24 protein-coding genes, 1 tRNA gene and 1 pseudogene are annotated in these 24123 nt (G+C 26.8%); 14 read left to right on the forward strand and 12 right to left on the reverse strand.

The window, feature by feature from the left end:
- From AVBRAN9334_RS08965 to AVBRAN9334_RS08975, 3 genes are all read left to right on the forward strand, one after another.
- Positions 1-379: hypothetical protein (locus AVBRAN9334_RS08965; protein ID WP_336607614.1), on the forward strand; the 379-nt coding region annotated here is incomplete at its 5' end.
- Positions 380-502: 123 nt separating this feature from the next.
- Positions 503-673, forward strand: coding sequence for a hypothetical protein (locus AVBRAN9334_RS08970; protein WP_336607615.1), 171 nt, complete (start codon positions 503-505; stop codon positions 671-673).
- Positions 674-719: 46 nt separating this feature from the next.
- Complete coding sequence (locus AVBRAN9334_RS08975) at positions 720-1697, forward strand: hypothetical protein (RefSeq protein ID WP_336607616.1); 978 nt, start codon at positions 720-722, stop codon at positions 1695-1697.
- A 107-nt stretch (positions 1698-1804) separates the two neighbouring features.
- Here AVBRAN9334_RS08975 and AVBRAN9334_RS08980 read toward each other — a convergent pair whose 3' ends face one another.
- Positions 1805-2776: an argininosuccinate synthase domain-containing protein gene (locus AVBRAN9334_RS08980; protein WP_214118699.1), complete on the reverse strand. Its 972-nt coding sequence runs from the start codon at positions 2774-2776 to the stop codon at positions 1805-1807.
- Positions 2777-4504, reverse strand: coding sequence for a DNA primase (gene dnaG, locus AVBRAN9334_RS08985; protein ID WP_239803014.1), 1728 nt, complete (start codon positions 4502-4504; stop codon positions 2777-2779).
- A gap of 46 nt (positions 4505-4550) precedes the next feature.
- On the opposite strand from dnaG, the gene AVBRAN9334_RS08990 reads away from it, so the two are divergent.
- From AVBRAN9334_RS08990 to AVBRAN9334_RS09020, 7 genes and pseudogenes are all read left to right on the forward strand, one after another.
- Positions 4551-5255 (forward strand): tetratricopeptide repeat protein, encoded by a 705-nt coding sequence (locus AVBRAN9334_RS08990; RefSeq protein ID WP_214118702.1) that lies wholly within the window; start codon positions 4551-4553, stop codon positions 5253-5255.
- Positions 5252-5641 (forward strand): annotated as a pseudogene (gene rnhA, locus AVBRAN9334_RS08995) (ribonuclease HI); the annotation flags it as partial. The gene AVBRAN9334_RS08990 and the pseudogene rnhA, both read left to right, overlap by 4 nt.
- Before the next feature lie 66 nt (positions 5642-5707).
- Positions 5708-6376, forward strand: coding sequence for a ribonuclease III (gene rnc / locus AVBRAN9334_RS09000; protein ID WP_336607624.1), 669 nt, complete (start codon positions 5708-5710; stop codon positions 6374-6376).
- Positions 6369-7562, forward strand: coding sequence for a chorismate synthase (gene aroC / locus AVBRAN9334_RS09005; RefSeq protein ID WP_336607617.1), 1194 nt, complete (start codon positions 6369-6371; stop codon positions 7560-7562). The genes rnc and aroC overlap by 8 nt, the downstream gene beginning before the upstream one ends.
- Positions 7563-7796 (forward strand): tautomerase family protein, encoded by a 234-nt coding sequence (locus AVBRAN9334_RS09010; RefSeq protein ID WP_214118708.1) that lies wholly within the window; start codon positions 7563-7565, stop codon positions 7794-7796. It abuts the gene before it with no gap.
- Positions 7797-7823: 27 nt separating this feature from the next.
- The gene (locus tag AVBRAN9334_RS09015) at positions 7824-8435 is read left to right on the forward strand and encodes a hypothetical protein (RefSeq protein WP_336607618.1); all 612 of its coding nucleotides are present in this window, start codon (positions 7824-7826) and stop codon (positions 8433-8435) included.
- The gene (locus AVBRAN9334_RS09020; RefSeq protein ID WP_336607619.1) at positions 8416-8616 is read left to right on the forward strand and encodes a hypothetical protein; all 201 of its coding nucleotides are present in this window, start codon (positions 8416-8418) and stop codon (positions 8614-8616) included. The genes AVBRAN9334_RS09015 and AVBRAN9334_RS09020 overlap by 20 nt, the downstream gene beginning before the upstream one ends.
- 1103 nt (positions 8617-9719) lie before the next feature.
- Here AVBRAN9334_RS09020 and AVBRAN9334_RS09025 read toward each other — a convergent pair.
- The 4 genes from AVBRAN9334_RS09025 to AVBRAN9334_RS09040 all read right to left on the reverse strand — a co-directional run bounded on the left by AVBRAN9334_RS09025 (position 9720) and on the right by AVBRAN9334_RS09040 (position 12914).
- A complete protein-coding gene (locus tag AVBRAN9334_RS09025; RefSeq protein ID WP_336607620.1) occupies positions 9720-10238 on the reverse strand; it encodes a DUF2393 family protein in 519 nt (172 codons plus the stop codon).
- Positions 10239-10247: 9 nt separating this feature from the next.
- On the reverse strand, positions 10248-10763 hold the full coding sequence (locus AVBRAN9334_RS09030; protein ID WP_336607621.1) for a DUF2393 family protein: 516 nt from the start codon (positions 10761-10763) through the stop codon (positions 10248-10250).
- On the reverse strand, positions 10763-11824 hold the full coding sequence (locus AVBRAN9334_RS09035) for an SPFH domain-containing protein (RefSeq protein ID WP_214118716.1): 1062 nt from the start codon (positions 11822-11824) through the stop codon (positions 10763-10765). Before AVBRAN9334_RS09035 ends, AVBRAN9334_RS09030 begins: the two co-directional genes overlap by 1 nt.
- Before the next feature lie 172 nt (positions 11825-11996).
- The gene (locus AVBRAN9334_RS09040) at positions 11997-12914 is read right to left on the reverse strand and encodes a branched-chain-amino-acid transaminase (RefSeq protein ID WP_214118718.1); all 918 of its coding nucleotides are present in this window, start codon (positions 12912-12914) and stop codon (positions 11997-11999) included.
- A 99-nt stretch (positions 12915-13013) separates the two neighbouring features.
- On the opposite strand from AVBRAN9334_RS09040, the gene msrP reads away from it, so the two are divergent.
- Genes msrP through AVBRAN9334_RS09055 form a run of 3 tightly spaced genes read left to right on the forward strand, consistent with a single transcriptional unit; the run spans position 13014 to position 15020 of the window.
- Positions 13014-13880, forward strand: coding sequence for a protein-methionine-sulfoxide reductase catalytic subunit MsrP (gene msrP, locus AVBRAN9334_RS09045; protein WP_214118719.1), 867 nt, complete (start codon positions 13014-13016; stop codon positions 13878-13880).
- On the forward strand, positions 13880-14365 hold the full coding sequence (locus AVBRAN9334_RS09050; protein WP_336607622.1) for a hypothetical protein: 486 nt from the start codon (positions 13880-13882) through the stop codon (positions 14363-14365). Before msrP ends, AVBRAN9334_RS09050 begins: the two co-directional genes overlap by 1 nt.
- Positions 14346-15020 (forward strand): MqnA/MqnD/SBP family protein, encoded by a 675-nt coding sequence (locus AVBRAN9334_RS09055; RefSeq protein WP_214150241.1) that lies wholly within the window; start codon positions 14346-14348, stop codon positions 15018-15020. Before AVBRAN9334_RS09050 ends, AVBRAN9334_RS09055 begins: the two co-directional genes overlap by 20 nt.
- A 30-nt stretch (positions 15021-15050) precedes the next feature.
- Here AVBRAN9334_RS09055 and AVBRAN9334_RS09060 read toward each other — a convergent pair whose 3' ends face one another.
- The gene (locus tag AVBRAN9334_RS09060; protein WP_214118724.1) at positions 15051-15365 is read right to left on the reverse strand and encodes an HU family DNA-binding protein; all 315 of its coding nucleotides are present in this window, start codon (positions 15363-15365) and stop codon (positions 15051-15053) included.
- Positions 15366-15580: 215 nt separating this feature from the next.
- Here AVBRAN9334_RS09060 and AVBRAN9334_RS09065 point away from each other — a divergent pair.
- A tRNA-Met gene (locus tag AVBRAN9334_RS09065) sits at positions 15581-15657 on the forward strand.
- Positions 15658-15769: 112 nt separating this feature from the next.
- Here AVBRAN9334_RS09065 and AVBRAN9334_RS09070 read toward each other — a convergent pair.
- The 5 genes from AVBRAN9334_RS09070 to AVBRAN9334_RS09090 all read right to left on the reverse strand — a co-directional run bounded on the left by AVBRAN9334_RS09070 (position 15770) and on the right by AVBRAN9334_RS09090 (position 24040).
- Positions 15770-16696 carry an exopolyphosphatase gene (locus AVBRAN9334_RS09070; protein WP_214118727.1) on the reverse strand — a complete coding sequence of 309 codons (927 nt, stop codon included), beginning with the start codon at positions 16694-16696 and terminating at the stop codon, positions 15770-15772.
- Positions 16693-17964, reverse strand: a complete 1272-nt coding sequence (locus AVBRAN9334_RS09075) for a hemolysin family protein (protein WP_214118732.1) — start codon at positions 17962-17964, stop codon at positions 16693-16695. The genes AVBRAN9334_RS09070 and AVBRAN9334_RS09075 overlap by 4 nt, the downstream gene beginning before the upstream one ends.
- Before the next feature lie 162 nt (positions 17965-18126).
- On the reverse strand, positions 18127-22242 hold the full coding sequence (locus tag AVBRAN9334_RS09080; protein ID WP_336607623.1) for a hypothetical protein: 4116 nt from the start codon (positions 22240-22242) through the stop codon (positions 18127-18129).
- 75 nt (positions 22243-22317) lie between these two features.
- The gene (locus AVBRAN9334_RS09085; protein ID WP_250325672.1) at positions 22318-23325 is read right to left on the reverse strand and encodes a sensor histidine kinase; all 1008 of its coding nucleotides are present in this window, start codon (positions 23323-23325) and stop codon (positions 22318-22320) included.
- A 40-nt stretch (positions 23326-23365) separates the two neighbouring features.
- Complete coding sequence (locus AVBRAN9334_RS09090) at positions 23366-24040, reverse strand: response regulator transcription factor (protein WP_214118730.1); 675 nt, start codon at positions 24038-24040, stop codon at positions 23366-23368.
- Between the last annotated feature and the right edge of the window lie 83 nt (positions 24041-24123).

The following is a 24123-nucleotide window of genomic DNA, read 5'->3' on the forward strand; positions in this document are numbered from 1 at the left end:
CTATATAACAATTGCTGAAAAATACAATTATTCTGACACTGCTTACCAATATGGAGTATTTTTAGATAATCTACCTTTTATGACAATTTCACACAAAAAAATAAATACTAATATAACTGAAGAATTAAATAAAGAAACAAAAGAACAAATTAAACTTAATAATATAATTGAAAAACTTAAAAAATCACAATCTTTAGATAATAACGAAAAAGAAATATTACAAAAATTTAATATCCAAAACATAAGTAATGAATTAAAAATAAGAGAAGATAAATTAAAAGATTTAATAAGTAGTGATAAGCTAGGAGATTTTATAGATTTTACGAAAGAATTTAAAAAAGATTTAAGCGATACAAAATTAATTGATATTAAGGTTTGATTTTTTATTTTTAATTAATTGTTACTAAAAGTTACAATATATCAAAATATTCAATAAAATAATAATAGTATTAATTAAAATCAAATTATAATAATTCAAATCATTAATGAAAGGAGATTTTCAATGAAAAAAGTAGTTTTAGCTATTTTAGCTTTAGGTTTTATTACAAGTGCAAGTGCAACAACTTGGCAGTGGATGTATTTAAATCAAGAAAGAGCAAGAGTTAATAAAATGGTAAATAATAATTACTGGGGTTGTAACTATAGCGTGATATTAAAAAGATGTATCAACTAAAACTTAGTTAGGATTTTTCCTAACTAATAATACTAAGGGAGATTTTATGAGAATTAGTGGTTTTGATGTTGATATTTCAAAAGTATTTGATACTAGCTATCATAAGGCGAATTTGAGTAATTTTCACAATTTAAATAAAGAGCAAATTAATGCTATAAAAGATGATATAACAAATCAAAATTATGCTCTAAAAACAAGTGATAAAGACAATATAAATGTTGTTTTTAGTTTTGATAATAATACTCAAGGAGTTAATCTTAGTAAAAATACTATTGAAAAATTAATGGCTCATTTTGATAAAGCTGATTTTATCTTAAGTGATGATAAGCTTATTTTAAATGGTAATGCTGCTAATTTTGTCTCAAGCTGGTTTAAAACAATTGCTTATGATTTAGGACTTGCAAAAGCTGATAGCAATCAAGATGGTAGGATAAATAATGATGAATTAAGCAACGCAAGGCTTGAAGTTGGGGTTTATGGCGAGTTTAATGGATATATTTATGTAGTAAATAAATTAAGTGATGAAAGATTTATAAATACTAAAACATATGATAAATTAACTTTAGAAATTGGCACAAGTATTAGTGAGTATTTAGATAGTGTAATATCTAGTGATAGGGATTTTGATGGGGTTTTGAGTTTTGCTGAGATTAATTTTGAAAATATTAGCGAAGAACAAGATTATAAAAGTGAATTAAAAGAGAAAAATACAGATATAAAACGCTATCAAAATGAATTTCAAAGGTCAATTGCTTATTTTGCAAAAGAAGGTCAAAGTACCGAAGAAATCAAAAACAAGCAAAAAGAAAAAGAATTAGAACAAGCCGAGCTTTTAGCAAAACTTATGCAAATAACTCAAAAAATCAAACAACAAGGTTTAAATTCACTTACAAGTGATGATAATAAAATCTTAGAAAAATTAGGCAAAAGTGCAAATGCGATTGCAAATAGTGTAGAAATTGACTTAAGTATTAGTGTGGTAGAAGATTTAGTAAATAACAAAATCTTAGATATAAAAGTCTAGTTTTATGATTTTATTTATGCTTAAAATTAAGTTATTTTGATACTTATATAAAATCTTAGAATTTGAAATTCTTATTTTAAATTCTAGAATTTCAAATAAGAATTTCATCAAACTATAAAGTATTTTTGAGCATCATCTTTGCTAAGTGCATTAGCAAAATAATTATTTTGCATAAATTCACAATCTTTATTAGTAGGATTTTTTGCATATGCAAGTGCTAAAGAACAAGCAAGTTTAATATCTTCTAAACTAGCGTCATTATCAAGTAAAGAAATAGCACCTATTAAATCGGTTCTAATTTCGCTCATTTTTATCTCTTCATTATCTAATAATTTTAAGATTTTTAGACCTTCTTCTTCATTTCTTGAAATTATCATTTTAGCACCATTTGGCAGTCTTAAATGCCTTCCATATCTTAACAATTCAGCGTTTTTACTATCTAGCGTTTTGTATTTTAGATAATCTTGGATTTTGTTTTTATATGCTTGTAAGGTTAGCAAACACCCACCAGCAGGGCTTTCATAATCGCTATAACCATAAACTTTTGCAAGTTCCATTTGTCTAGTTCTACCCCTACCACTAAAATCAAATAATTTTTCTCTATCAACCCAGCCTTTAAGTTCAGGCATAGTAGGTGCTAGTAATTTTGCACTAAGTGGGCGTAAAATGATATTATTTAAATCTTCGCTAAGTTTTGCAACACTATTTAATGCTTGTGCTCTTTGGCTCATTGGACGCTGACCTAGCACTTCTCCACTAATTACAAAAGAAGCACCTAAATCATCACACATACTAAGAGCAGTTTTAAACATATACCCATGACAATCAATGCAAGGATTAATAGCCTTTCCATAGCCATATTTTGGATTTAACAATACATCTTGCAAGTATTTACTACTAATATCAACAACCCTAAAACTAGCTCCAGCCATATTTGCACGACGCTCTAAAAGGGCGAAATTCTTTCCGCCAAACCCTGTATCAATGTGAATAGCTTCAACTTCTATTCCTTGCTTTGCAATGGTAGTGATTGATAACATACTATCAAGACCACCACTAAATAAAGCTAATGCTTTCATTTATTCTCCTAATTTTCTTATATTATCTTTAAGCCTTGCTCTTTCATCATCGCTTAATTGCTTATTATGATTTGCTATTAGTTCTACTAGGCAATGATAAGCCTTTTTTAAACCATCATTACTATGAATTAATTTATGATTTTTTATTAATTCTTTAGCGTAATTTTTAAAAAGCAAGGCGTTTAGGATATTACAACTTGCGTAATAATTGGCTAAATTATTAAAAAATACTAAGATATTATCTACTTTTTTAGTAGGGTGAATATTGTTTAAAAACTCTAGCATATTAGCATTTGCGTAGTTTTTATTTAATACATCATCAATTAAATTATTATGAAAATATTCTCTTAAAATAAGAATATTAAAATTAGCTTTTGAAATAGCTAAAAAATAAATTATCGCATCTTCTAAAGAATTGCTTTGAGTTTGTTTAGCTTGTGGTTTTTTATCTATTACTTTTGCTTTTATTCCGTTTAATAAATCAAAATCAAGCCCATAATTTTCGCAAAATATTTTAAGATGAGTATTGGCTAAAAATTTATCAATAGTATTGGTGTAATTTAGCACAGCTGAATATGCTTGTTTGATTAAAAATGGTTCAATTTTGCTTATGCTTAATTTGTCTATATAATCTAAATTCAATTCTTTTTTAAATATATATTCAATACAAAAACTAATTATATTAATAGTATTATTTAGTTCGGTTTTTAGCTTTAATTCTTCATTATTTTCAATGTATTCGCCTGGGTCTTTATATGTTTTTAGTCTTATTACTTCGGCGTTGTAGCCAAATTTACTCAATAAAACTCCTGCTTTAAAAGCAGCTGCATTTCCCGCTGCATCTTTATCAAAGCATAAAGATACAAAACAATCTTTTTTAATTAATTTTAAATGTTGCTCTGTTAGTGCAGTTCCTAGCACTGCTACTGAATATGTAAGTCCTGCTTTATGAAGACTTATTGTATCCATATAGCCTTCGCAAATTATCATTCTTTTGTGTTTATTAATATCATTTTTTGCTAGATGATAAGCGTAAAATATACTACTTTTATCAAATAGTTTTGAAGCGGGAGAATTTACATATTTTGCAGGATTTTGTGGATTTAATGTGCGTCCTCCAAAACCTACTAAATAACCTGTATTATCGTAGATTGGAAAGGTAATTCTTTCTATAAAAGATGGATAAATTCCATTATCGTTTTTTTTAACTACCCCTTCTATTAATGCTTGTTCTAAAGCTATATTTGATTTTTGCAAAATCCTTAAAGTATCATTTGCACTTGGTGCGTAGCCAAGATTAAACTTAATTCTTAAATCCCTTGTGATTTTTCGCTTTTCAAGATAGGCAATCAAATTCCCACGGATATTTAATTCACTTATATAATATTCGTTGAGTATTTTACAAGCGTCGTTGTTTTGAATAATTTTTGTTTTTTTATCATCTTCTAAAATAAAGCCATAAATATTTGCTAATTCTTTTACTGCTTCTATAAATTCTAAATTATGATATTTTTGCATAAAGCTAATAGCATCACCATTCGCCCCACACCCAAAGCAGTGAAAATATCCTTCATTTTCACGAACAGCCATACTAGGATTTTTATCAGCGTGAAACGGACATACACACATATAATTCGCACCATTTTTATGCACGGGAATGTAGTTTGAAATCAAATCAACAATGTTAATGCTATCTTTTAATCTTTGAATGCTCTCGTTTGTAATCATAAAAGTATTATATGTATAATTAATTAATTTTATTTAAAGGATATTAGTGGATTTAATACTTAGCTATTATAGAAATCCTATTTTTGGAATTTTAGTTTTAATTAGCCTTGTTTTAATTATTGCTTTAGCTCAAATAATTTTTGCAAGTTTAAAGGAAAATCAAACTAATAAAAATATTAAAAAATATCTTGCTAATTTTAATGCAATTGAGCCTAAGTATTTAAGTAGTTTAAGTTTTGATGAAAGGCTTAATTTAGCTAATGGATTTTTTAAAGCTTCAATGTTTTTAGAGTGCAAATATGTTTTGATTAATTTATTAAACGAATTTGCAAATGATAAAGATTTATTATACTTATTATCTGTTTGTGATTTAAGGCTTGGATTATTAAACGACGCTAAACAAAATTTATTAAAGATTTTAAAATCTCGTGCTAGAGATGAATTAGCACTACTATGTCTTGGATATATTCATTTTAAATTAAACGAAATCAATGAATGCAAAGAAGTTTATAAATGTTTGTGCGTTTTAGGAGATTATGAAAAAGATTTAGAATTTATAAATAATTATAAAAGCTTTAATACTAAAAGTTTTAAAGAAATTAAAATTGATGATGAAACAATAAATCCAAATAATATCAGTCAATTTTATTTATGTAAAAATTGCTCATCACAATCTATTTTTTACACTCCGTTTTGTTCGCAGTGTTTTAAGTGTGATACAATGCAAGCTAATTTAAGGATAAGGATATGAAAAAATTAACGATTTATACTGATGGGAGTTGCCTTAAAAATCCTGGAGCAGGGGGTTGGGCTTGGATTATTATAGATAATGATTTAATCATTAAAGATAGTGGCGGAGATAAGCTTACAACCAATAATATTATGGAATTAAGTGCCTGTATTAACGCTTTAAAAAGCTTAAAAGAACCTTGCAAGATTGATTTATATAGCGATAGTCAATATGTAGTTAAGGGTATTAATGAATGGCTTAGTGGTTGGGTTAAGACTGATTTTAAAGGCAAAAAAAATGTTGAATTATGGAAGAGTTATTTAGAAGTTAGCAAAATCCACGATATTAATGCAATTTGGGTTAAAGCTCATAATGGTGATAAATACAATGAAATGTGTGATGAACTAGCTAGAAGTATGGCACTTGAGTATGAAAATAACACTATAAATGCTAATGTAGTGCTAGAAAAAAGAATTTCAAAATATCATAAAATTGAAGAAAAACTAGGATATAAATTTAAAAACGAAACCCTATTAAATCAGGCTTTAACTCATAAAAGTTTTAGCAAAACTCATAATGAAAGGCTTGAGTTTTTAGGTGATGCGGTGCTTGATTTGATAGTAGCAAATATTTTATACAAGGATTTTTCTCGTTATAGTGAAGGGGATTTAAGCAAATTAAGAGCAGCTTTGGTGAATGAAAAGTCTTTTGCAAAAATTGCTAGTTATCTTGAAATTGGAGAGTTTTTGCAATTATCAGTATCTGAAGAAAATAACGGCGGAAGAAAAAAACCAAGCTTATTATCAGATGCTTACGAAGCAATAATAGGTGCAATTTATTTAGAAAGTGGATATGAGATTGCTTGTGCTGTTGGCTCTAAGATATTAAATGAAGTTTTTCCTAAGATTGATATAGAATTAATTAAAGACTATAAAACAAAATTACAAGAAAAAACCCAAGCAATAATGGCTCAAACCCCTGAATATAGGATTTTACATACAAAAGGGCCTGATCATAAAAAAGAATTTGAAATAGGGCTTTTTTTAAATGATGAATTATTTACAAAAGCAATGGGCAATAGCAAAAAAGAAGCAGAGCAAAGTGCTGCTAAATTAGCGTTAGAGAAGTTAGAAGATGAATAGTTTTGGAACATTTTTAAAATTTAACACTTTTGGAGAAAGTCACGGAAAAGCAATTGGAGTGGTTATTGATAACTATCCTGCAGGGGTTAGAATTGATACTGATTATATAAATTCCTTGCTTAAATTAAGACAGGGTGGCGGAGCGTTTAGCACTCCTAGAAAAGAAGCTGATGAAGTTAATATTATTAGTGGAGTATTTAATGATATTAGCACAGGTGCTCCAATTTGTGTGCTAGTAGAAAATAATAATACAAGAAGTAAAGATTATAAAGAGCATTTACGCCCTGCACACGCTGATTTTACATATTATGCAAAATACGAGCATTTTGATTATCGTGGCGGTGGTAGAAGTAGTGCTAGAGAAAGCGTAGCAAGGGTTATTGCAGGTGCTTTTGCTGATTTAATATTAAAAGAATTTAACATTAGAACTTATGCTAGTATTTGTGGGGTAGGTGGTGTTAGTTTAGATGAGTTTAAATTCAGTGAAGAAGAGTATAAAAGGGCTTTAGAAAAAGATTTTAATGCTTTAGGCGATGATTTATTTAAAGAATTATTTAAAGACGAAATCACAAAGGCAAAAAATAACAATGATAGCGTAGGTGCAAGTGTTAGTGTAGCAGCATTTGGCGTAATGGCAGGGCTTGGAGATGGGCTTTATGATAAATTAGATGCTAGAATTGCTAGTGCGTTTATGGGATTAAATGCTGTAAAATGTGTTGAAATTGGAGCAGGAAGAAAGCTTAGCTCAATGAATGGCTCTTTTGCAAATGATGAGATTTTAGGCGTTAGCAATGATGAATTAATGCAAAATCAAAATAGCTCTATTTTAAAACAAAGCCCTAATTTTAAGTCATTTAAAGCAGCAAAAACTAATATTAATAAGCCTTTATTTTTACATACTAGACATAATTTTAGTGGTGGAATTATCGGTGGGATTAGTACAGGAGAGAGTATTTATATTAAAGCTCATTTTAAGCCAACTCCATCAATTTTTAAAGAACAAACTATGTTAAATAAAGACTTTAGTCTAATAAAAGATGCAATTTATGGAAGGCACGATCCTTGCGTAGGTGTTCGTGGAGCTGTTGTCTTAAAAGCTATGCTAAGTTTTATAATAGCTGATTTTTTAATGTTAAATTCATCTGCTAAAATAAGCAATCTTAAAAAAATCTACAAAGGAGAATAAATGCCAATAATTAATGTAAAATTAGCAGCACCAATGCCAAATAAAGAAAAATGCGAAGAAATAATAAGTGATTTAACAAATTATTTTGAAACAAAATTAGGCAAAAAGCGTGAGAGAATAGTGGTAATGCTAGAAGAAATTCCGCAATCTCATATAGGTTTTGGCGGAAGAAGTGTTGAAACTATTAATAATGCTGATTTTGTTAATAATTTTAAACTTGACGATGATAGATAAAAAGCTCCCTAATTTAAGGGAGTAATTATGGAAATTTTATTAATTATATTATTTGCTATTGCAATTTTTCTTTCAGTAATTTATGGGTTTTTTTATTTTATATGGAAAGCCTTTAAAATTCTTTATGCTACTTTTCCTTTAGTGTATTTAGCAATTTTTACAATCTTATTTTTATTATTTATCAAAAAAAATAAAAAACTAAAATTCAAAACTTTTTTAATCGTTAGCCTAATAATTATTAGTTTTGAAATGCTTTTTATTAGACCTGTGGTTGATTATTCTAGTTTTAATAATTTTAGTTATGTTTTTAAAAGCAATTATGAAAAAGACTTGCAAGGATATTGTGTAAAAGAAAATAAGATTTTAAGTAAAGACGAGCTTTTAAGAATAGCTACTAATGATTTTTTAGATAAAACTATAGTTTATTATAAAAATATAGCTAATAAGTATGAAAAAGACAGAGTTTATTTTTATACCCTTGATGAGGTTAAGGAATTTAATGATTTAAAATTATTTGATTTAGAAAAATTACAACAACACAAAATAAACACTAAAAATTATTTAGCAAACTTACCAAAACTATTAAAAAAACCATTATTTTTATCTACTCCTTATAGTTTTGATATTGTATTTTTTTAATGAAGGATTTAAGATAAATAATGGATATTTAGAGTTTTTATATACCAGAACAGATAGTGCTAACATAACTCATCAATTAAAATCTAGCATAGAAATAGACAATTGTGGCAATACCAATAGAGCTATTGATGAAGAGCCTTGTTTTGATTTTTTTGGCTGCAAATATAGATATAATTTATAAAATTATAAGAATTTTAATTAGGATTTTAAAAACTAAAATTTTTAATTAAATTCTTGCCGAAATATCATATTTTGTCATTAAAACTCATAAAATTTCTATTTTATTACTTGATTTTTAGCATTACAATTTATATATTTTTTTGAATAATAATTTATAGGCTTTTTAAAACACTATGAAATTTAAAATTAGAATTTTATCTTTTAACCCAATTTATTCATTGCATTATAAATTTAAATTAATTAATCCTATTGAAATTTTAAAAGAATTTAATTTAGTATGTTAAACCCCATTTTATCATCTCGCATTTACCTAGTTTTAGGATTAAAATCAGCTTAAATATTTTAATTTTATGGGTTTTTGTGAATTTTTGCTTGGCATTTTCTAAAAAATTTATTGTATTAAAATTATTTGCTGATAATTAGGCATTAATCAAGGATATTTATAATGATTTTTTTATTTTAGTTCTTTTACAAAGTATGGGAAAATTAAGGGTTAGAGAATATTGCCCCGATTTAGGGGATTGAAACAATTTTACCACAAATTGTTCCTACAACTACTCCAAGTTAGAGAATATTGCCCCGATTTAGGGGATTGAAACATAGTAAACTCTAATCCGTTCTCCATTGCAAACTCATAGTTAGAGAATATTGCCCCGATTTAGGGGATTGAAACTAAACTAGGTTATCTCTTAAAGTACATTCAGTGGGTTAGAGAACATTGCCCCGATTTAGGGGATTGAAACTATTGCCAATTGTTACCATTATTCTTTAATTCACTAGTTAGAGAATATTGCCCCGCTTTAGGGGATTGAAACTAATAAAGCGTTTTTTCGCTTATATTAAAATGCTTTGCGTTAGAGAACATTGCCCCGATTTAGGGGATTGCTTATAAAATTAGTTATTGGATAAAACAAAAAAAGCTAAAAATTAATAAATTCACAAGTTAAAAAATATAAATTATTTATTTAATTTCACAAATATTTTAAAAGAATTTAAATCTAATATTTTATTTTTAAATTTAGAATCAAAAATATTTATTTTATATTCGCGGCAAGTATTATTAACGCTAGTTAAGATAATAAAAGAATATTAAATCACAAGAAATTACTTGCAATTTAAAATATATCTTAATTTATAATCTTCAAAATGTTTTGGATAAGGGACACTTACTTTAAAGCTTTTTGATGCGTTTTCATTGATAATCCCTTCTATTTTAAAATCGTGAGAGTAAAAATTGCGAATTTTATTAAGTTTTAATGGGTCAAAGCCTTTGCTTAAATCAAATATACTTCCATCTACTTTTTTGATACCAAGATTTATTATTCCTATATTTAATTCACAGGTTTTTACAGGAACTTTTCCATTATTATATATTTGACCACTAATTACTACTTTATTTGCTGATTTATAGTCTTTTTGATTTCTTAATTCTACACTTTTTAAAAAGCTATCTATGGTAAGAAGAGTTGAATATCCAAAAATCAATACAAAAATTATGAGTGTAAAAGAAAAGGTATAAAGCTTGTTTTTTTCTTTAAAAAAATAAATAATTAAAAATTGTGAAAATATATAAACTACAAAAGCTGCAAATATTACAAAGATATGAAATTGCGATAAATACATAAATATCTCCTAAAAACAAGTAATTAAAGTATCAATTGTATATTTTTTAACATTACTAGGTATTAATAAATAAGATTTTTCATATGAATTTTTTGGAATATCTTTTAAAATAATTTCTGTTGTTTTTAATGGTTTTAAGGTATTTTTGATTAGTTCTAAGTTATTTTTGCTGATTTTTTTTATATTGAATTTAATTTTGCATATTTTAAAATCTCTTTGAGATTTGTTATGTAATTTAAAATCTAAATATATATTATCGCTGAAAATTAATTTATCATTTTTGATTATTTCAAGTTCTGCTGGACGATATGTAGCATTTATATAGTTTTCTCCAATAAAAAACAATACAAATTCTAAAACAATACCTACTATGATTAAAAATATTGAGAAAGTTGGCAATTTTCTTAAAAAAATCGCAAGAATTAAAATCACTATAAAAAATAAAAAACAAAGCCCAAGAAGAATTAAATCTTGGGCATAGAAATTCGCTAGATAAAAATGAATAGTATCTAATAATTTTTGCATTAATTATTAAGGCTGGTTGTCTTTTTTGTGCTTGCATTATCTAGCCAAATATTAGGCACAGCTCCGCCAGGTGTTAAGAAAATCTTAGCATCATTATTAACCTTTAAAGCTTCGTTAAATTCTTTTTGGGTTTCAATTTGCTTTAATTCTAATAATTCTTTACTTATACTTTTTGCGATTTCTCTATTTGCATAAGCTTGTGCGTCTGCTTCTATTTTTTGTGCATCTGCTTTACCTTGTGCTTCAATAATCGCAGCTTTTGCTATACCTTCTGCAAGTGCAGCTTTTTTAAGTGCTTCTTGATTTGCACGCTCAACTTCATATTTTGTTCTTTCTGCTTCTTGTTTAGCTATTTGAACTTTTTCAATTTGCTCTTTAACATTTGTTGGTAGTATTATTCCACGAAGTTTTACACTCTCAAGTAATACAGGTTTATTATCTTGAGCGTCTATGCTTTTTCTTGATTCAAGTTCAATTGAAGCAGCGATTTCATTACGCTTTATAGGTAATTCTTCAGCTGTATATTTTCCAACCACACTTCTTACAACTTCTAAAATAACAGGGTCTATAATTTTATTTTCCCAATCAAGTCCCCATTGAGCTATAGTTTGAGGTGCATTACTTGCATCTAAGCGATATTGCACTGTTATATCTACTGATACAGGTAAGTTTCTAGCATCAACAACCGTGATTGATTCTTTATTGATTATGCTTTCTCTACCATAAGTTCTTTCACTCGCACCTTCAACGCTAGCATAATTTATTTGTCTTACTTTAGTATCTACAATTAAAACTTTTTGAAAATACGGGATTATAAAGTGAAAACCAGGTTGAAGAGCTATCGGATCATACTTACCAGTAGTTGATCTAATACCTACTTGTCCTGAATTTACAACTACAAATGGCTTAGCTATTACTACTATTAAAAATATAACAACAGCTGCAATTATTACTCCGTTAAATTTACCAAAACCTTTAAAATTAAAATCAATATTAAAATCTGTTTTTTTATTGTCATTTTTTTTGTTTTTATTGAAATAATCATTCAAATCTGCTGGCATTTATACTCCTTGTTAATTGATAAAGAAAGCATTTTACATTGTATAAGTTTATAATTAGAAAAAAGATTTTATAAAAGATAGTCTTATTGTTAATAAAATTAAAAGTTAAAATCAAATTCTTATTTTAGATTCTATATATTATAAAGTTTAGAGCGATAATTCGCTCTAAAAATTAAATATAAGTTAGCCAAGAAGCGTATTTTTCATTTCTTCCATATACTATATCAAAGAAAGCATCTTGGATTTTTTTAGTAATTTCTCCGCGAGCCCCATTTCCTATTACTCTATGATCTAGTGAATTAATAGGAGTAATTTCAGCTGCTGTTCCTGTAAAGAATGCTTCATCACAAACATAAACTTCATCTCTACTAATTCTTCTTCTTTCTACACTAATACCTAAATCTTTTGCAATTTTTAAAACAGAATCTTGAGTGATTGATTTTAGAGCATAATCATTTGGTGGAGTGATTAATACGCCATTTTTAACCATGAAAAAGCACTCGCCTGTGCCTTCTGCTATAAATCCTTCTTCATCACACATTAAAGCTTCTTCAAAACCTGAATTAATAGCTTCATATTTAGCCATCATTGAGTTTAGATAGTTTGCACTTGCTTTTGCTTTATTGAAATTTGCTTTTGTGCTATTTCTCATTAATGATGAACAACATACTTTAATACCTTTATTAAGTCCATCTTCTCCTAAATAAGCACCCCATTCCCAAGCTGCAATACCTACTCTAACAGGAGCTTTTGCATGATAAATTCCCATAATACCATCGCCTAAGAAAATTAAAGGGCGAATATATGTATTTGAATTAAAATTATTGCGTCTTAATAACTCAATTTGAGCATCTTCTAATTCTTTTTGCGAAAATGGTGGAGTAATTGCAGTGATTTTTGCACTTTCTAATAATCTTTTAGTGTGATCTTGCAATCTAAAAATAGCCATACCATTTTCTGTTTTATAAGCTCTTGTTCCTTCAAATACTGCGTTAGCATAATGTAATGAGTGAGTTAAAAAATGAACTTTTGCATCAGCAAAGTTAATAATTTGTCCATCCATCCAGATGTAATCAGCTTTAATTGCCATACTTTTTCCTTTAAATTAAATTTTTGCGAAGTTTAACAGATTTTTCATAATAAGTATTTATTTTTTTTACCTAGAATTAAAAATTAATAAGGAGAAAAAATGGTAACAGATAAAAATTATTATTTAAATAGAAGAAATTTTTTAAAGTTAGGTGCAGGAACTATAGTTTCAAGCCAAGCAATAGCTGAAGAATTAGCAAAAACCAATCTTGATTTAGTTCCAAGCGATAGTGAATATGCTTATAATTATGTTAATTTTTATGAGTTTAGCACAAACAAAAGCGAATGCGTAAGATTAGCTAGTAAATCAAGCTTAAATGATAAAGCTATTTCAATTGAGATAGGTGGTTTGTGTGAAAACCCAATGACCTTAACTGATTTATCAGCTTTTAAAATTGTTGAAAGGGTTTATAAATTACGCTGCGTAGAAGCTTGGAGTATGAATTTGCCTTGGCAAGGATTTGAATTAAGAGAATTGATTAATCTTGCAAAGCCAACAAGTGAAGCAAAATTTGTTAAATTTACAAGTTTATATGACCCTGATATTTTTCCTGATCAAAGATTTAATGGAGTATTGGATTATCCTTATGTAGAAGGATTGAGATTAGATGAAGCAATGCACCCGCTAACATTACTTGCAACAGGACTTTATAAAGAAAAATTAAAAGCTCAAAATGGAGCTCCAATTCGCTTAGTTGTTCCTTGGAAATATGGTTTTAAATATATTAAATCAATTGCTAAAATTGAATTTACTAAAGAACAACCTGTTAGCTCTTGGGAAAAATACAATCCGAATGAATACGGCTTTTATGCAAATGTTAATCCAAATGTCCCACATCCTAGATGGTCTCAAGCATCTCATAGGGTTTTAGGTAGCTTTTTTAAAGAAGATACTCAATTATTTAATGGTTATGAAGAAGAAGTTGGGTATTTATATAAAGATTTAGATTTAAGAAAGAATTTTTAATGATTATTGCAATTAAAATTCTTTTAGTTTTAATGTCTTTTGGGTATTTTATATCATCTGTTTTATTAGGATATGATTATGTAAAAGATATTTATAAAGCAAGTGGGCAACTTGCTTTAATATCTTTATTTTTAAGTATTGCTTTACCTAATAAATTCTTAGTTTTTATAAAGTTTTTTGGTAAATTAGCTGGATTTTTTGCAATATTGCATTTTTTAAATTTTGTTATAGTAGATAATCAATTTAATATAAAAATATTATTTACAAATACTATTGCAATAAGAAATCTTTTAGGATTAATTGCATTTATTTTTATGATTTTAATGTTTTATAAAAAGTATTTAAATTATTCTAATTTTGTGTTTTTACTAGCGGCATTTCATTATTCTTTAAGTGTGAAAATTCCTGAAACATTGCATTATTTAGTTATATTAGTGGCATTTTTATTTTTATTTAGGAGTAAAAATGATATTCGGAAAGATTGATTATATTAATTTATTACCACTGCATTTTTATTTAAAAAGCTCAAAATTACCAAGCTATGTAAAAAAAAGCATAGAGTATAAAAAAGATGTTCCTGCAAAATTAAATAAAGCATTGAAAGAAAAAAGATTAGATTGCGCAATTATTTCTAGTATTGAAAGTAAAAGGTCAAAATATAAGAATTTAAATATAGGAATTTGTGCTAACAAAAAGGTATTAAGTGTATTAGTTGAAAAGAACTCAAATGCACAAAATGATAAAGAATCAGCCACTTCAAATGCTTTAGCTAAGGTTTTAAAATTAAATGGTAAAGTAATTATTGGAGATAAGGCACTAAAAGAATATGTAAATAATAAAGAAAAATACATTGATATGTGTGAAAAATGGTATGAATTAACTAAATTGCCTTTTATGTTTGCAAGGTTTTCAAGTATTAAAAATCATAATAGTGCAAAAAGAATTTTAAAACCTTTTATAAGAAAAAATCTAACTGCAAATCAAAGAATAAAAATACCTAATTATATTTTAGATTATTATTCAAATACAAGAAAAATTAGTAATGATGATATTAAAAACTACCTAAAATATATTTATTATAAAATTGGGAAAAAAGAATTAAAAGCGTTGAGTATTTATACTAAAAAAATATATATTTAGTGGCATTAAAAACGCCACTAAATTGGGTAATTATTTCTTTTTCTTACCACATTTACCAGTTTTGCAAGCTGTTGCAGCAACTTTTTCTTTTAACACGCTGCTAACTTTGAATTTAACAACTTTAGTTGCTGGAACTTTAATTTCTTTACCTGTGCTTGGAACTCTTGCAGTTCTTTCTGCTCTATCAGTTGTTGAGAAAGTTCCAAAACCATTAAATGGAATTGATTCACCTTTTTCTAAAGACTCAGCTAGTGCTTCAAATACAGCATTTACTGCAGTTGTAGCATCTTTTTTAGTAATTTCTGCTTTTTCAGCAACTAATGAAATAAAATCTGCTTTAGTCATCTAAAACTCCTTAATATTGATTAAAAGCCCTATTTTACAATAAAAAAACAATATTTAGCTAAAAAACAAAAAAAATATTAGTATTTGTGTAAAAATATAGCAAAATTAGTTTTTAAATAGCATAGTTGGCAAGTTTAATACGCAATTTATTAGAAATATTTTTAATTTTATAAAATTTTAAGCAAAAATATATATAATTTGCTTTTTTTATTCACGCTTAGGTAGCTCAGCTGGCTAGAGCGCTGGTCTCATAAGCCGGAGGTCGGGAGTTCGAGTCTCCCCCTAAGCACCATTTCATAACTTCAAATAATTTTTCCAATTTTATTTTTTATAGTTTTTATATTTTCTTGATTTTTATTAGAAAACTCGTTTTAAATATAAGAATTTAAAACGAGCAAGAAAGATTAACCATCAGCGTTAATTTTGGCAATTAATTCATTTAATACAATATCTGCATTTTCGTGAGCAACTTGACAAGTCCCAGCAGCTTCGTGTCCGCCACCGCCGTATTTTAACATTAGCTCACCTATGTTTGTTTTGCTAGTTCTATTAAATATACTTTTACCTGTCGCATAAACCATATTTTGACCTCTAAATCCTAAGATTTTATGAATTGATATATTGCATTCAGGATAAAGTGCATAAATCATAAAGCGATTACCTGGATAAATGATTTCTTCTTTGCTTAAATCTAAAACAACAAGGTTTTTATAAACTTTAGAGCATCTTTTTAGTTGTTCTTTAAATTCTTTTTCGTATTTAATGTATAAATCGCTTCTTTCTACTACATCAGGTAATTTCATAATATCATCAATTTTATGATTTTTACAATAATCAATTAAATCCATCATAAGGTTATAATTGCTTATCCTAAAATCGTGAAATCTACCAAGTCCAGTTCTACTATCCATTAAAAAGCTTAAGAATTCCCAACCTTTAGGCTCAAGTACATCTTCCATTAAAAATTGAGCGCTATCTGCTTTATCAACAGCTACCATCATATCGTGCCATTCTTCAGGAAATTTTACGCCTTGTTTTTCATAATAATCATAAACAACTCTAGCAGCACTTGGTGCATCTGGAATAATTATATGATTATCTGCTTTTCCGTTTCTAATACTTTCGCTTTCGTGATGGTCAAACACTAAATAAGCATTAGGACAATATGGTAAGTTTGTAACAATATCATTATTTGTAATTTCTATTGTTCCATCTTGCATATCTTTTGGATGAACGAATTTAATATCACTTATTAAATCCATATGTTTAAGCAAAACAGCACATACAAGTCCATCCATATCACTTCTAGTAATTAATCTATATTTATTCATAGTTTTTCCTTTGTTTTTTTGATTATTTTTAAGTATTTTATACTATTTGATTGCATTTGTTTTATTTCATAATAACAATGCTCATCTTCACATCTTTCTTTTTCACTTGGAACATGTCCTAAACGATTAAAGACATAACCACCAATTGTAAGTTCTTCTAATTCATCATCATATTTAATATCTAGAATTTCTTCAACACTTTCAATATCTAGTCTTCCATTTACTATATAAACATTATCGTTAATTTTTCTGAAATCTTGTTCTTTTTTATCATGCTCATCGTTTATATCTCCAACAAGTTCTTCAATAATGTCTTCCATAGTTAAAAGCCCAGCTGTTCCACCATATTCATCAATTACTATGGCTGTATGAATTTGCTCTTTATTCATTTGAACAAGAACCTTTGAAATACTAATATTTTCTGGGACAAATAGAACTTTTCTTACACATTCATTTAAATCTTTATTTTGATTATCTAATAAATCTCTAATATGAATCATACCTAAAACATTGTCTTTACTAGCATCTATAAAAGGAAATCTAGTGTGTTTATAATCATGAACTATTTTTATATTTTCTTCGTATGAATTAACTTTATTTAAGCAAATCATATCTCTTCTAGGAGTCATTATTTCTTTTGCTACAATATCACTAAAATCAACAGCATTTTGTATAAGTTCGGTTTCAAATTCATCTAAAACGCCACTTTTTTGACTTTCGCTTGCTATGAATTTAATTTCTTCTTCAGAGTGAGCTGCGTGCTCGTTTGTTTTTATTCTTAATATTTTTAATATAGATAAAGATAAGAAATCAAATGTAACTATGAAAGGTGCAAAAATTATTCTAAATAAATAAAGTGGTCTTGCTATCCATAAAACTATGCTTTCAGTTTTTGCAATTGCTATACTTTTTGGAACAATTTCTCCTAAAACTACATGAAGTAGTGTAATTAATATAAAAGAAATAGCAACAGAAATACTATGTATTGCTATAGGATTTACATCAAAGCTTGATAGAATTTTATTTAATAAAACAGCGACAGAACTTTCTCCTAACCAACCAAGAGCCAAAGAACTTAAAGTAATACCTAATTGAGTAGCTGATAAATAAGTATCTAAATTTTTATACATTTCTAAAGCTAGTTTTGAATTAGCTCTTTTTTGATTTACAAATTCTTCTAACTTACTTTTTCTAATCTTGACAATACTAAACTCAGATAATACAAAAAATCCATTTAAAAAAACACAAAACAATGCTAAAAACAGCATTAATGCCGTATAACTGGGGTCCAAAAAATCTCCTTGTAAAAAATAAAGCTAAAATTATAAACATACAAACTTAAAAAATAGTAAGAATTATAAAAAGGCATTTTTATATTAAAAATTAAAAGGAATTTAAAATAATTTGATTTATTTTAAATTCCTAAAAAATTATTTAGTGTATTCTACGCTAAAGCTTTCTTTTGCACTAATTTCGCTATTTGAGTGCATTCTAATTAAATCTTTTATATATTCATTAGTTTTTTTATCACTTGATAATTCAAGTTCAATACTTCCATCGGTAAGTTTTTTGATATTTGAATTGTAATCACTTGTAAAAGAAATATTATTAATAATATCAGCAATTGGTTTTAGATAATAATGCCCGCTAGTAGTTGTGCTTGTGTATAATTCGCTAATTTTACCAGTTGTATTTATATATTTTAATTTTAAATCACTCGGTAATAATTTTTTATATTTTTTACCCGCATCTGCTTTAGTATCTTTATACATTGCATAAGCAAAAATAAATGGATAATTTTTTGTAAAATTAACAGGAGTTCCTTTATCTATTGTTATGCTACTTGTAGTATCAAGATTAAATTCATTTACATCAGGCTTATTTAAAATGTCTTTACTAGGTGCTAAGTCATTTGTTTTTTGGAATTTTGTATAGCCTATTTTTGTAATAAATTCTAAATCATCAGGACTTGCTTCGTATTTTTTAGCAACGCTACTTAGAGTATTTAAATTTTTATTGACTTCGTTATCTAAATTTTGCATTTTTGAATCAAAAATTGCATTTAGTGTAGTATTGCTAGCACTTAAAGTCATTTTGATTTTTTGATTTGTGATATTCATATTTTTAATACTTAATTTATTTGTATATATTCTATATCTACTACTAGCTTGAGTATCGTTATTATCTAAGAAATTTAAATCAAAATCTATATCAATATCACTAGGAAAATACTTATATACATATTCTAAACTATTAGCAGAACTTGAGCCTTTATTTTCTATATTTACAGGTATATTTAGTGAATGTGTAAAATCACAATTTATACCAGAACATTTACCCAAATCAGCTTCGCTTTGTCCTACAACTTCATCAGAAAATAAAACAGCATCAGATAAACCATCAGATGTTTTTATATTATTTAAATTCGTAGTAGATGAGCTAGTAAAATCAGCATTAATAGGCTTAATTAATATATGGCAAGATATTTTTCCATTAGCGTTGATTGTATTTGAAAATCCAGTATTTTCACATTTTTTATTAGTAATATCACTTCCTACAAAATCATTGTCTTTAAACTCAATAATTCCACTTCCAGCAAAAGGATAAGCAATTACCATATCAAAACTATAATCTTTATTATTGCGTTTAAAATTAATAGGATTTAGTTGGCTAATTTTGTTATAAGCACTTGTTTCTAAATCAAATGTATAAAAACTACCTTTGCTATTTGTAACTTTTAATTTAGCTTCTTTAATTCCTATATTTGAATTAAGACTTAATTTTCTATCTTGGGTATCTAATACACTTGCTTTAAGAGTAGTTGGTAAAGGTTTTTTTAATCCTTCTCCTGCTTTAGTAACAAAATTATTTATTTTTATTTCAGCTGGTCTTACCATAAAGTTTTTGCATATTGGAGTAGGGGTTAATAATTTACCTTGCATATCTTTTTGAGTATAGCAAATATCGTGGCGACCTGGAGTTATATTGATAAATTCAATTATAAAATCTCCCATCATTTGATTATCAGGATTTACTCTAAAATCATCTTTATCGTATATCAAAACCTTAGTAGCTCTTCCATCATCGTGATTTACACTTGCAGTATTAGAAAAGAAACTAATTCTAGTTTTATCAGCTGCATGAACAAAACCTATATATACATTATCTCCAACCATTCTTGTATAAGTATCATTAGCTATTTTTGCTTTTTTATCATTTAAGTCTTTAATACTAGGTCTTAAATCTTCTCCTAGACTAGGCTTTCTATTTAATATTTTCCAGATACTTCCAAAATAGTGTTGTTTTTGCACTATTTCTTCATCTGTTAAAATAAATGCTGCAGTCTCACTAACGCCCTTTATGATATTTTTACTATCTACTTCAAACATAGGTCTTTTGTCGTTATCGTAAATTCTTTCTGTTGTAATTTCTATTAACGATGGTTCTTTTAATTTAAAGCTAAGTTCTCTTATGAAGTATTCTAAGTTTTCTGCATTTGCATAATCTAAATCTAGTTCATAATAAATTACACTTGGTTGTCTTGATACAATATTGTAATCATTTCCGCTTTTTGCTAAAGTGCTAATTTGAACTCTTAAATCTACATAATATTTGCTTAAATCTTTATCGCAACATTTTATATAATTTCCATCTTTAGTCTTTGTATAATCATATCTTTTTTCTAAGTTTTGACCATTATAAAATGGAGTTATATGAACTTCAGGAATTTTATTAAATATAGGATATGTTTTATCTCCTACTTTTGCACTGCCTGCTGTATTTAAATCTTTTGAAATTAAACTAAATTTAGTGCTATTTGCGTCAGGATAGAATAAGAATTTAAAATTAGCATTAATTGCAGGCTTATTTTTATAAATTCCTACAATTGTATCAGCAGGGAATTTCCCATCTCCATAATTTTTACCCCAATTTACAATATCTGTAGATGTAAAATATTTTGGATTTTTTAAATGAGCGTATAAATCCCCTGGACTTGCCGTGTATTTTTTCATATTATCTTTATAGTATTTATATTCTTCTTTTAATGAGGTTGGTCTTAAATGTAGGCTAAAGATTTTTGTGCTTATATTTTCTTGATTACCTATATCTTTAGGCATAATTCCAGCTCTTTCTCTTATGCCGTTTTGTTTGTATTTTGAATTCTTACATTCTTTTCGTATATCAAATAATCCAGGTGCAACTTTGATTATACAATCTTTTGAATTTTTGATTTCTTTATATATTGCTTTTTCGCCTATTGCTCCATCTCTAGTTTTATGAATACTATAAATACTTCTTTCTTGTGTTGTATCTATGTAAGGAGAAAATCTTTGAATATATTTAGCATTTGCAAGTGATTGATTATTGTTATAAACGAAATTCCTAAGCCTTAAAGCTTTTATATCATAGGTTTTATACTCGTTTGATTTCCACTGACTTTTTTCATTGTAATATCCATTGCTAGAAAAATAATATCCATCGTAATATTCCATATTAAATGTGTAGCATTTGCTTAGTCCTGATTTATTTTGTGCGAAATATTGATTATTTAAAAATCCCCATTTAGCATTACCTTTTAAAAATTCTTTAGGGGAATACAAGGCATTATTTTTTAAGAAAAATTGTTCTGAATATTTAGCACATTCATCATTTGTATAATAAGCATTATCAGTTAAGGTAGCACCTACTTCGTTTTCATCTAGCGTTAAAGGTATTCCGCTAGCAAATCCTTGGTCAGGATTTAATCTACAGCCTTTGCTTTTCATAAATCTTACAAAATCATTGTATGCGTTTTCGCTATCAGAAGTTGTGCTTGAGCCGTGCTGATAGCCTAGATAAGTATTTGCAAATCTATAAGCATTTGAGTTTTTTTCATTATTTAGTAATTGTTCGCTTAAAAAATAGCTAAAAATTGAATCATTATTGCTACTTGCTAAAAGTATGATTTTGCCTGTTGTATTAACTTCAAATTCTTTAAATACATCTTGAATATACGATTCATCATAAAAATAAGATTTCATTGGAAAAGTAATTTCAGTGTTTTTTACACTATCTAGCTTTTTAGGTTTTGAGTTTTGATGAGAAATAAAATCATCATAATTATTAGGATTATAATTAGTTCCCGCTGCATTATCTTCGTAATTTACACAAAATACATTTTCTCTAAATCTTCTTGAATCGGTATGATGAGATGATTGATTGCCTTGAAAATAGCCAAATTTTTTCACAATGCTATTTTGATAATCTAGTTTAGCCCAAGCATAATCCCAATTAAATCCCCAATTTACAATAATTCTTTGCTCGTCTTCAGCATCAGTTCTATTAAAATGATCATCTATGTTAAAGATTTGATAAAGTTGAAAACAAGCACTTCTGCCCTTATCATTATTTCTTGTATTATTTATAACGCAATCAGCTAAATCTATATCTGTATGTTGTTTATGGTTTTGAGTTCCAAAATACATTCCGAAAGGATGAACTTTATTTGTATATTCATAAGAATAAAGATTAGATATTACAAGTAGTGATATGATAACTTTTTTCATTATATACCTTTTAGTTAAGATTTTAAGTTAATTAATTATATTTTTTAGTTTTTAAATTAAGATTAAATTAAAAAATTATGATTTAAAAGAGTATTTAAAAATTGCTCCTTTTTCATAATTAAATGCTTCATATACAATATCGTATTTTTTACAAATATTTCTTACTATATTAAGACCTAAGCCAAATCCACCTTTAGCTAAATCTTCTCTAGCATATCTATGCCAAATTCTTTTTGTATCTTTTATGCCAATTCCTTCATCTTGTATTATAAAAATTATTTTTTCATTTGATTGGTTTAAAGATATTGTAATTTTAGAATTAACTTTTGTATATTTAATTGCATTTGAAATATTATTATCTACAATTCTTAGTAACTCTACTTCGCTGATTAATACATATAAATCATTAGTGATTTCTAAATGAAATTCCACACTTTTCATACTAGCAATACTATTAAAAAAATCAATTCTTGTTTTTAAAAAATTAGAAAAATTAATATTTTTTAGTGGGTATTTAGCATTTGGATTTTCTATATAAAATCCTACATCATCATATGTTGTTTTCATCTGATTTAGTGCTGCTTTAATTCTTTTTTGATATTTATTACTTTCTAACATATCAGCATTTAATAAGGCTATACCCAATGGCGTTTTTAACTCGTGCATTGCATCATAAAAAAATGTATTCATAGTGTTTTTATACCAAATTAAACTTTTGATATTGTTTTTATAAACTAAGTAAATTAAAACAAATAATATAAAAGTTCCCCCACCAAACACTATAGCAGCATTGATTATGCTTTTGTTATAAACGCAAGGTTTTGATAGCACCACATTGTATGTTGTATTGTTTATTTGTTTTTGGAATTTGTAATAAAGCAAAGAATTATGAGTTTTATATATAAAATCATCTTTTATATAGTTTATATCAAGTTCGCATTTTAAAATTTCTTCATTATTGAAAATACATATTTTTATATCTTGTAAGTTATTTAAATCCTTATTTATATAACTTGCTAGTTCTAATAGCGTAGAGTTTTTATCATTAGCTACACTTAATTTCAATATATTTATAGCTAACATTGATATGACTAAAGCTATAAGGGTTAATAGTATTGTTTGCTTAGACATTGATTTTATAGCCAAGTCCTCTAGATGATATTATAAAATCATCGCAAGTTTTTGCTCTAATTCTTTTTACATATACTCTTACATCGCTTGAGCCATTGGTTTCAAATTCTTCATTTGCCCCCCCCCATACATATTCATAAATACTGCTTACATTTACATAACTTGATTTATTGCTTAACAAATATTCAATCAATGTGATTTCTTTACTAGTAAGCTCTATTAGAGTTTTATTTTTGCTAAGACTTTTAGAAATATAATCATATACAAACTCGCCTGAAATTGTGATTGTATCATTGCTTTGAGTGTTAAAAAATTGTTTTAATAATTCTTTAATTCTATATTTTAATTCATCTAGTTCAAAAGGTTTTTTAAGGTATTCATTGCAGCCTAGCTCATATCCTTTTTTAATACTTGCTATATCAGTTCTTGAAGTCATCATCATAATAGGGTTAGTAATATTTAAGCTTTTTATATAACTTAATACATCAAAGCCATTAGTATTTATTACTTTTATATCAAGTATATAAAGATGATAAAATTTATTTGCGATAGTTTTACAGGCTAAGTCGCCATCACTAAAAACATCAACACTAAATCCTAAATCTTGCAAATATTCACAAATACTAGTAGCATATAAATAATCATCTTCAAGCAATAAAATATTCATAATTACTTCCTTAAAAAATGTTTATTTTAGTTTTTTAATATTATTTTTAGCTAAAAAGTGTCTAAATTAGGATATTTCAATCA

This window comes from Campylobacter sp. RM9334, assembly GCF_020138145.1.
Taxonomy (GTDB): Bacteria; Campylobacterota; Campylobacteria; order Campylobacterales; family Campylobacteraceae; genus Campylobacter_E.

Excerpts from the sequence above, each read along its gene's own strand:
- AVBRAN9334_RS09090 (WP_214118730.1), bottom strand. The coding sequence starts at position 24,040 with ATGAATATTTTATTGCTTGAAGATGATTATTTATATGCTACTAGTATT.
- AVBRAN9334_RS09060 (WP_214118724.1), bottom strand. The coding sequence starts at position 15,365 with ATGACTAAAGCAGATTTTATTTCATTAGTTGCTGAAAAAGCAGAAATT.
- AVBRAN9334_RS09010 (WP_214118708.1), top strand. The coding sequence starts at position 7,563 with ATGCCAATAATTAATGTAAAATTAGCAGCACCAATGCCAAATAAAGAA.
- AVBRAN9334_RS08970 (WP_336607615.1), top strand. The coding sequence starts at position 503 with ATGAAAAAAGTAGTTTTAGCTATTTTAGCTTTAGGTTTTATTACAAGT.
- AVBRAN9334_RS08975 (WP_336607616.1), top strand. The coding sequence starts at position 720 with ATGAGAATTAGTGGTTTTGATGTTGATATTTCAAAAGTATTTGATACT.
- aroC (WP_336607617.1), top strand. The coding sequence starts at position 6,369 with ATGAATAGTTTTGGAACATTTTTAAAATTTAACACTTTTGGAGAAAGT.
- AVBRAN9334_RS09075 (WP_214118732.1), bottom strand. The coding sequence starts at position 17,964 with ATGCTGTTTTTAGCATTGTTTTGTGTTTTTTTAAATGGATTTTTTGTA.
- AVBRAN9334_RS09050 (WP_336607622.1), top strand. The coding sequence starts at position 13,880 with ATGATTATTGCAATTAAAATTCTTTTAGTTTTAATGTCTTTTGGGTAT.
- AVBRAN9334_RS09040 (WP_214118718.1), bottom strand. The coding sequence starts at position 12,914 with ATGGCAATTAAAGCTGATTACATCTGGATGGATGGACAAATTATTAAC.
- AVBRAN9334_RS09030 (WP_336607621.1), bottom strand. The coding sequence starts at position 10,763 with ATGCAAAAATTATTAGATACTATTCATTTTTATCTAGCGAATTTCTAT.
- AVBRAN9334_RS08980 (WP_214118699.1), bottom strand. The coding sequence starts at position 2,776 with ATGAAAGCATTAGCTTTATTTAGTGGTGGTCTTGATAGTATGTTATCA.
- msrP (WP_214118719.1), top strand. The coding sequence starts at position 13,014 with ATGGTAACAGATAAAAATTATTATTTAAATAGAAGAAATTTTTTAAAG.
- AVBRAN9334_RS09085 (WP_250325672.1), bottom strand. The coding sequence starts at position 23,325 with ATGTTAGCTATAAATATATTGAAATTAAGTGTAGCTAATGATAAAAAC.
- dnaG (WP_239803014.1), bottom strand. The coding sequence starts at position 4,504 with ATGATTACAAACGAGAGCATTCAAAGATTAAAAGATAGCATTAACATT.
- AVBRAN9334_RS09070 (WP_214118727.1), bottom strand. The coding sequence starts at position 16,696 with ATGAATAAATATAGATTAATTACTAGAAGTGATATGGATGGACTTGTA.
- AVBRAN9334_RS09080 (WP_336607623.1), bottom strand. The coding sequence starts at position 22,242 with ATGAAAAAAGTTATCATATCACTACTTGTAATATCTAATCTTTATTCT.
- AVBRAN9334_RS09055 (WP_214150241.1), top strand. The coding sequence starts at position 14,346 with ATGATATTCGGAAAGATTGATTATATTAATTTATTACCACTGCATTTT.
- AVBRAN9334_RS09025 (WP_336607620.1), bottom strand. The coding sequence starts at position 10,238 with ATGTATTTATCGCAATTTCATATCTTTGTAATATTTGCAGCTTTTGTA.
- AVBRAN9334_RS09035 (WP_214118716.1), bottom strand. The coding sequence starts at position 11,824 with ATGCCAGCAGATTTGAATGATTATTTCAATAAAAACAAAAAAAATGAC.
- AVBRAN9334_RS09015 (WP_336607618.1), top strand. The coding sequence starts at position 7,824 with ATGGAAATTTTATTAATTATATTATTTGCTATTGCAATTTTTCTTTCA.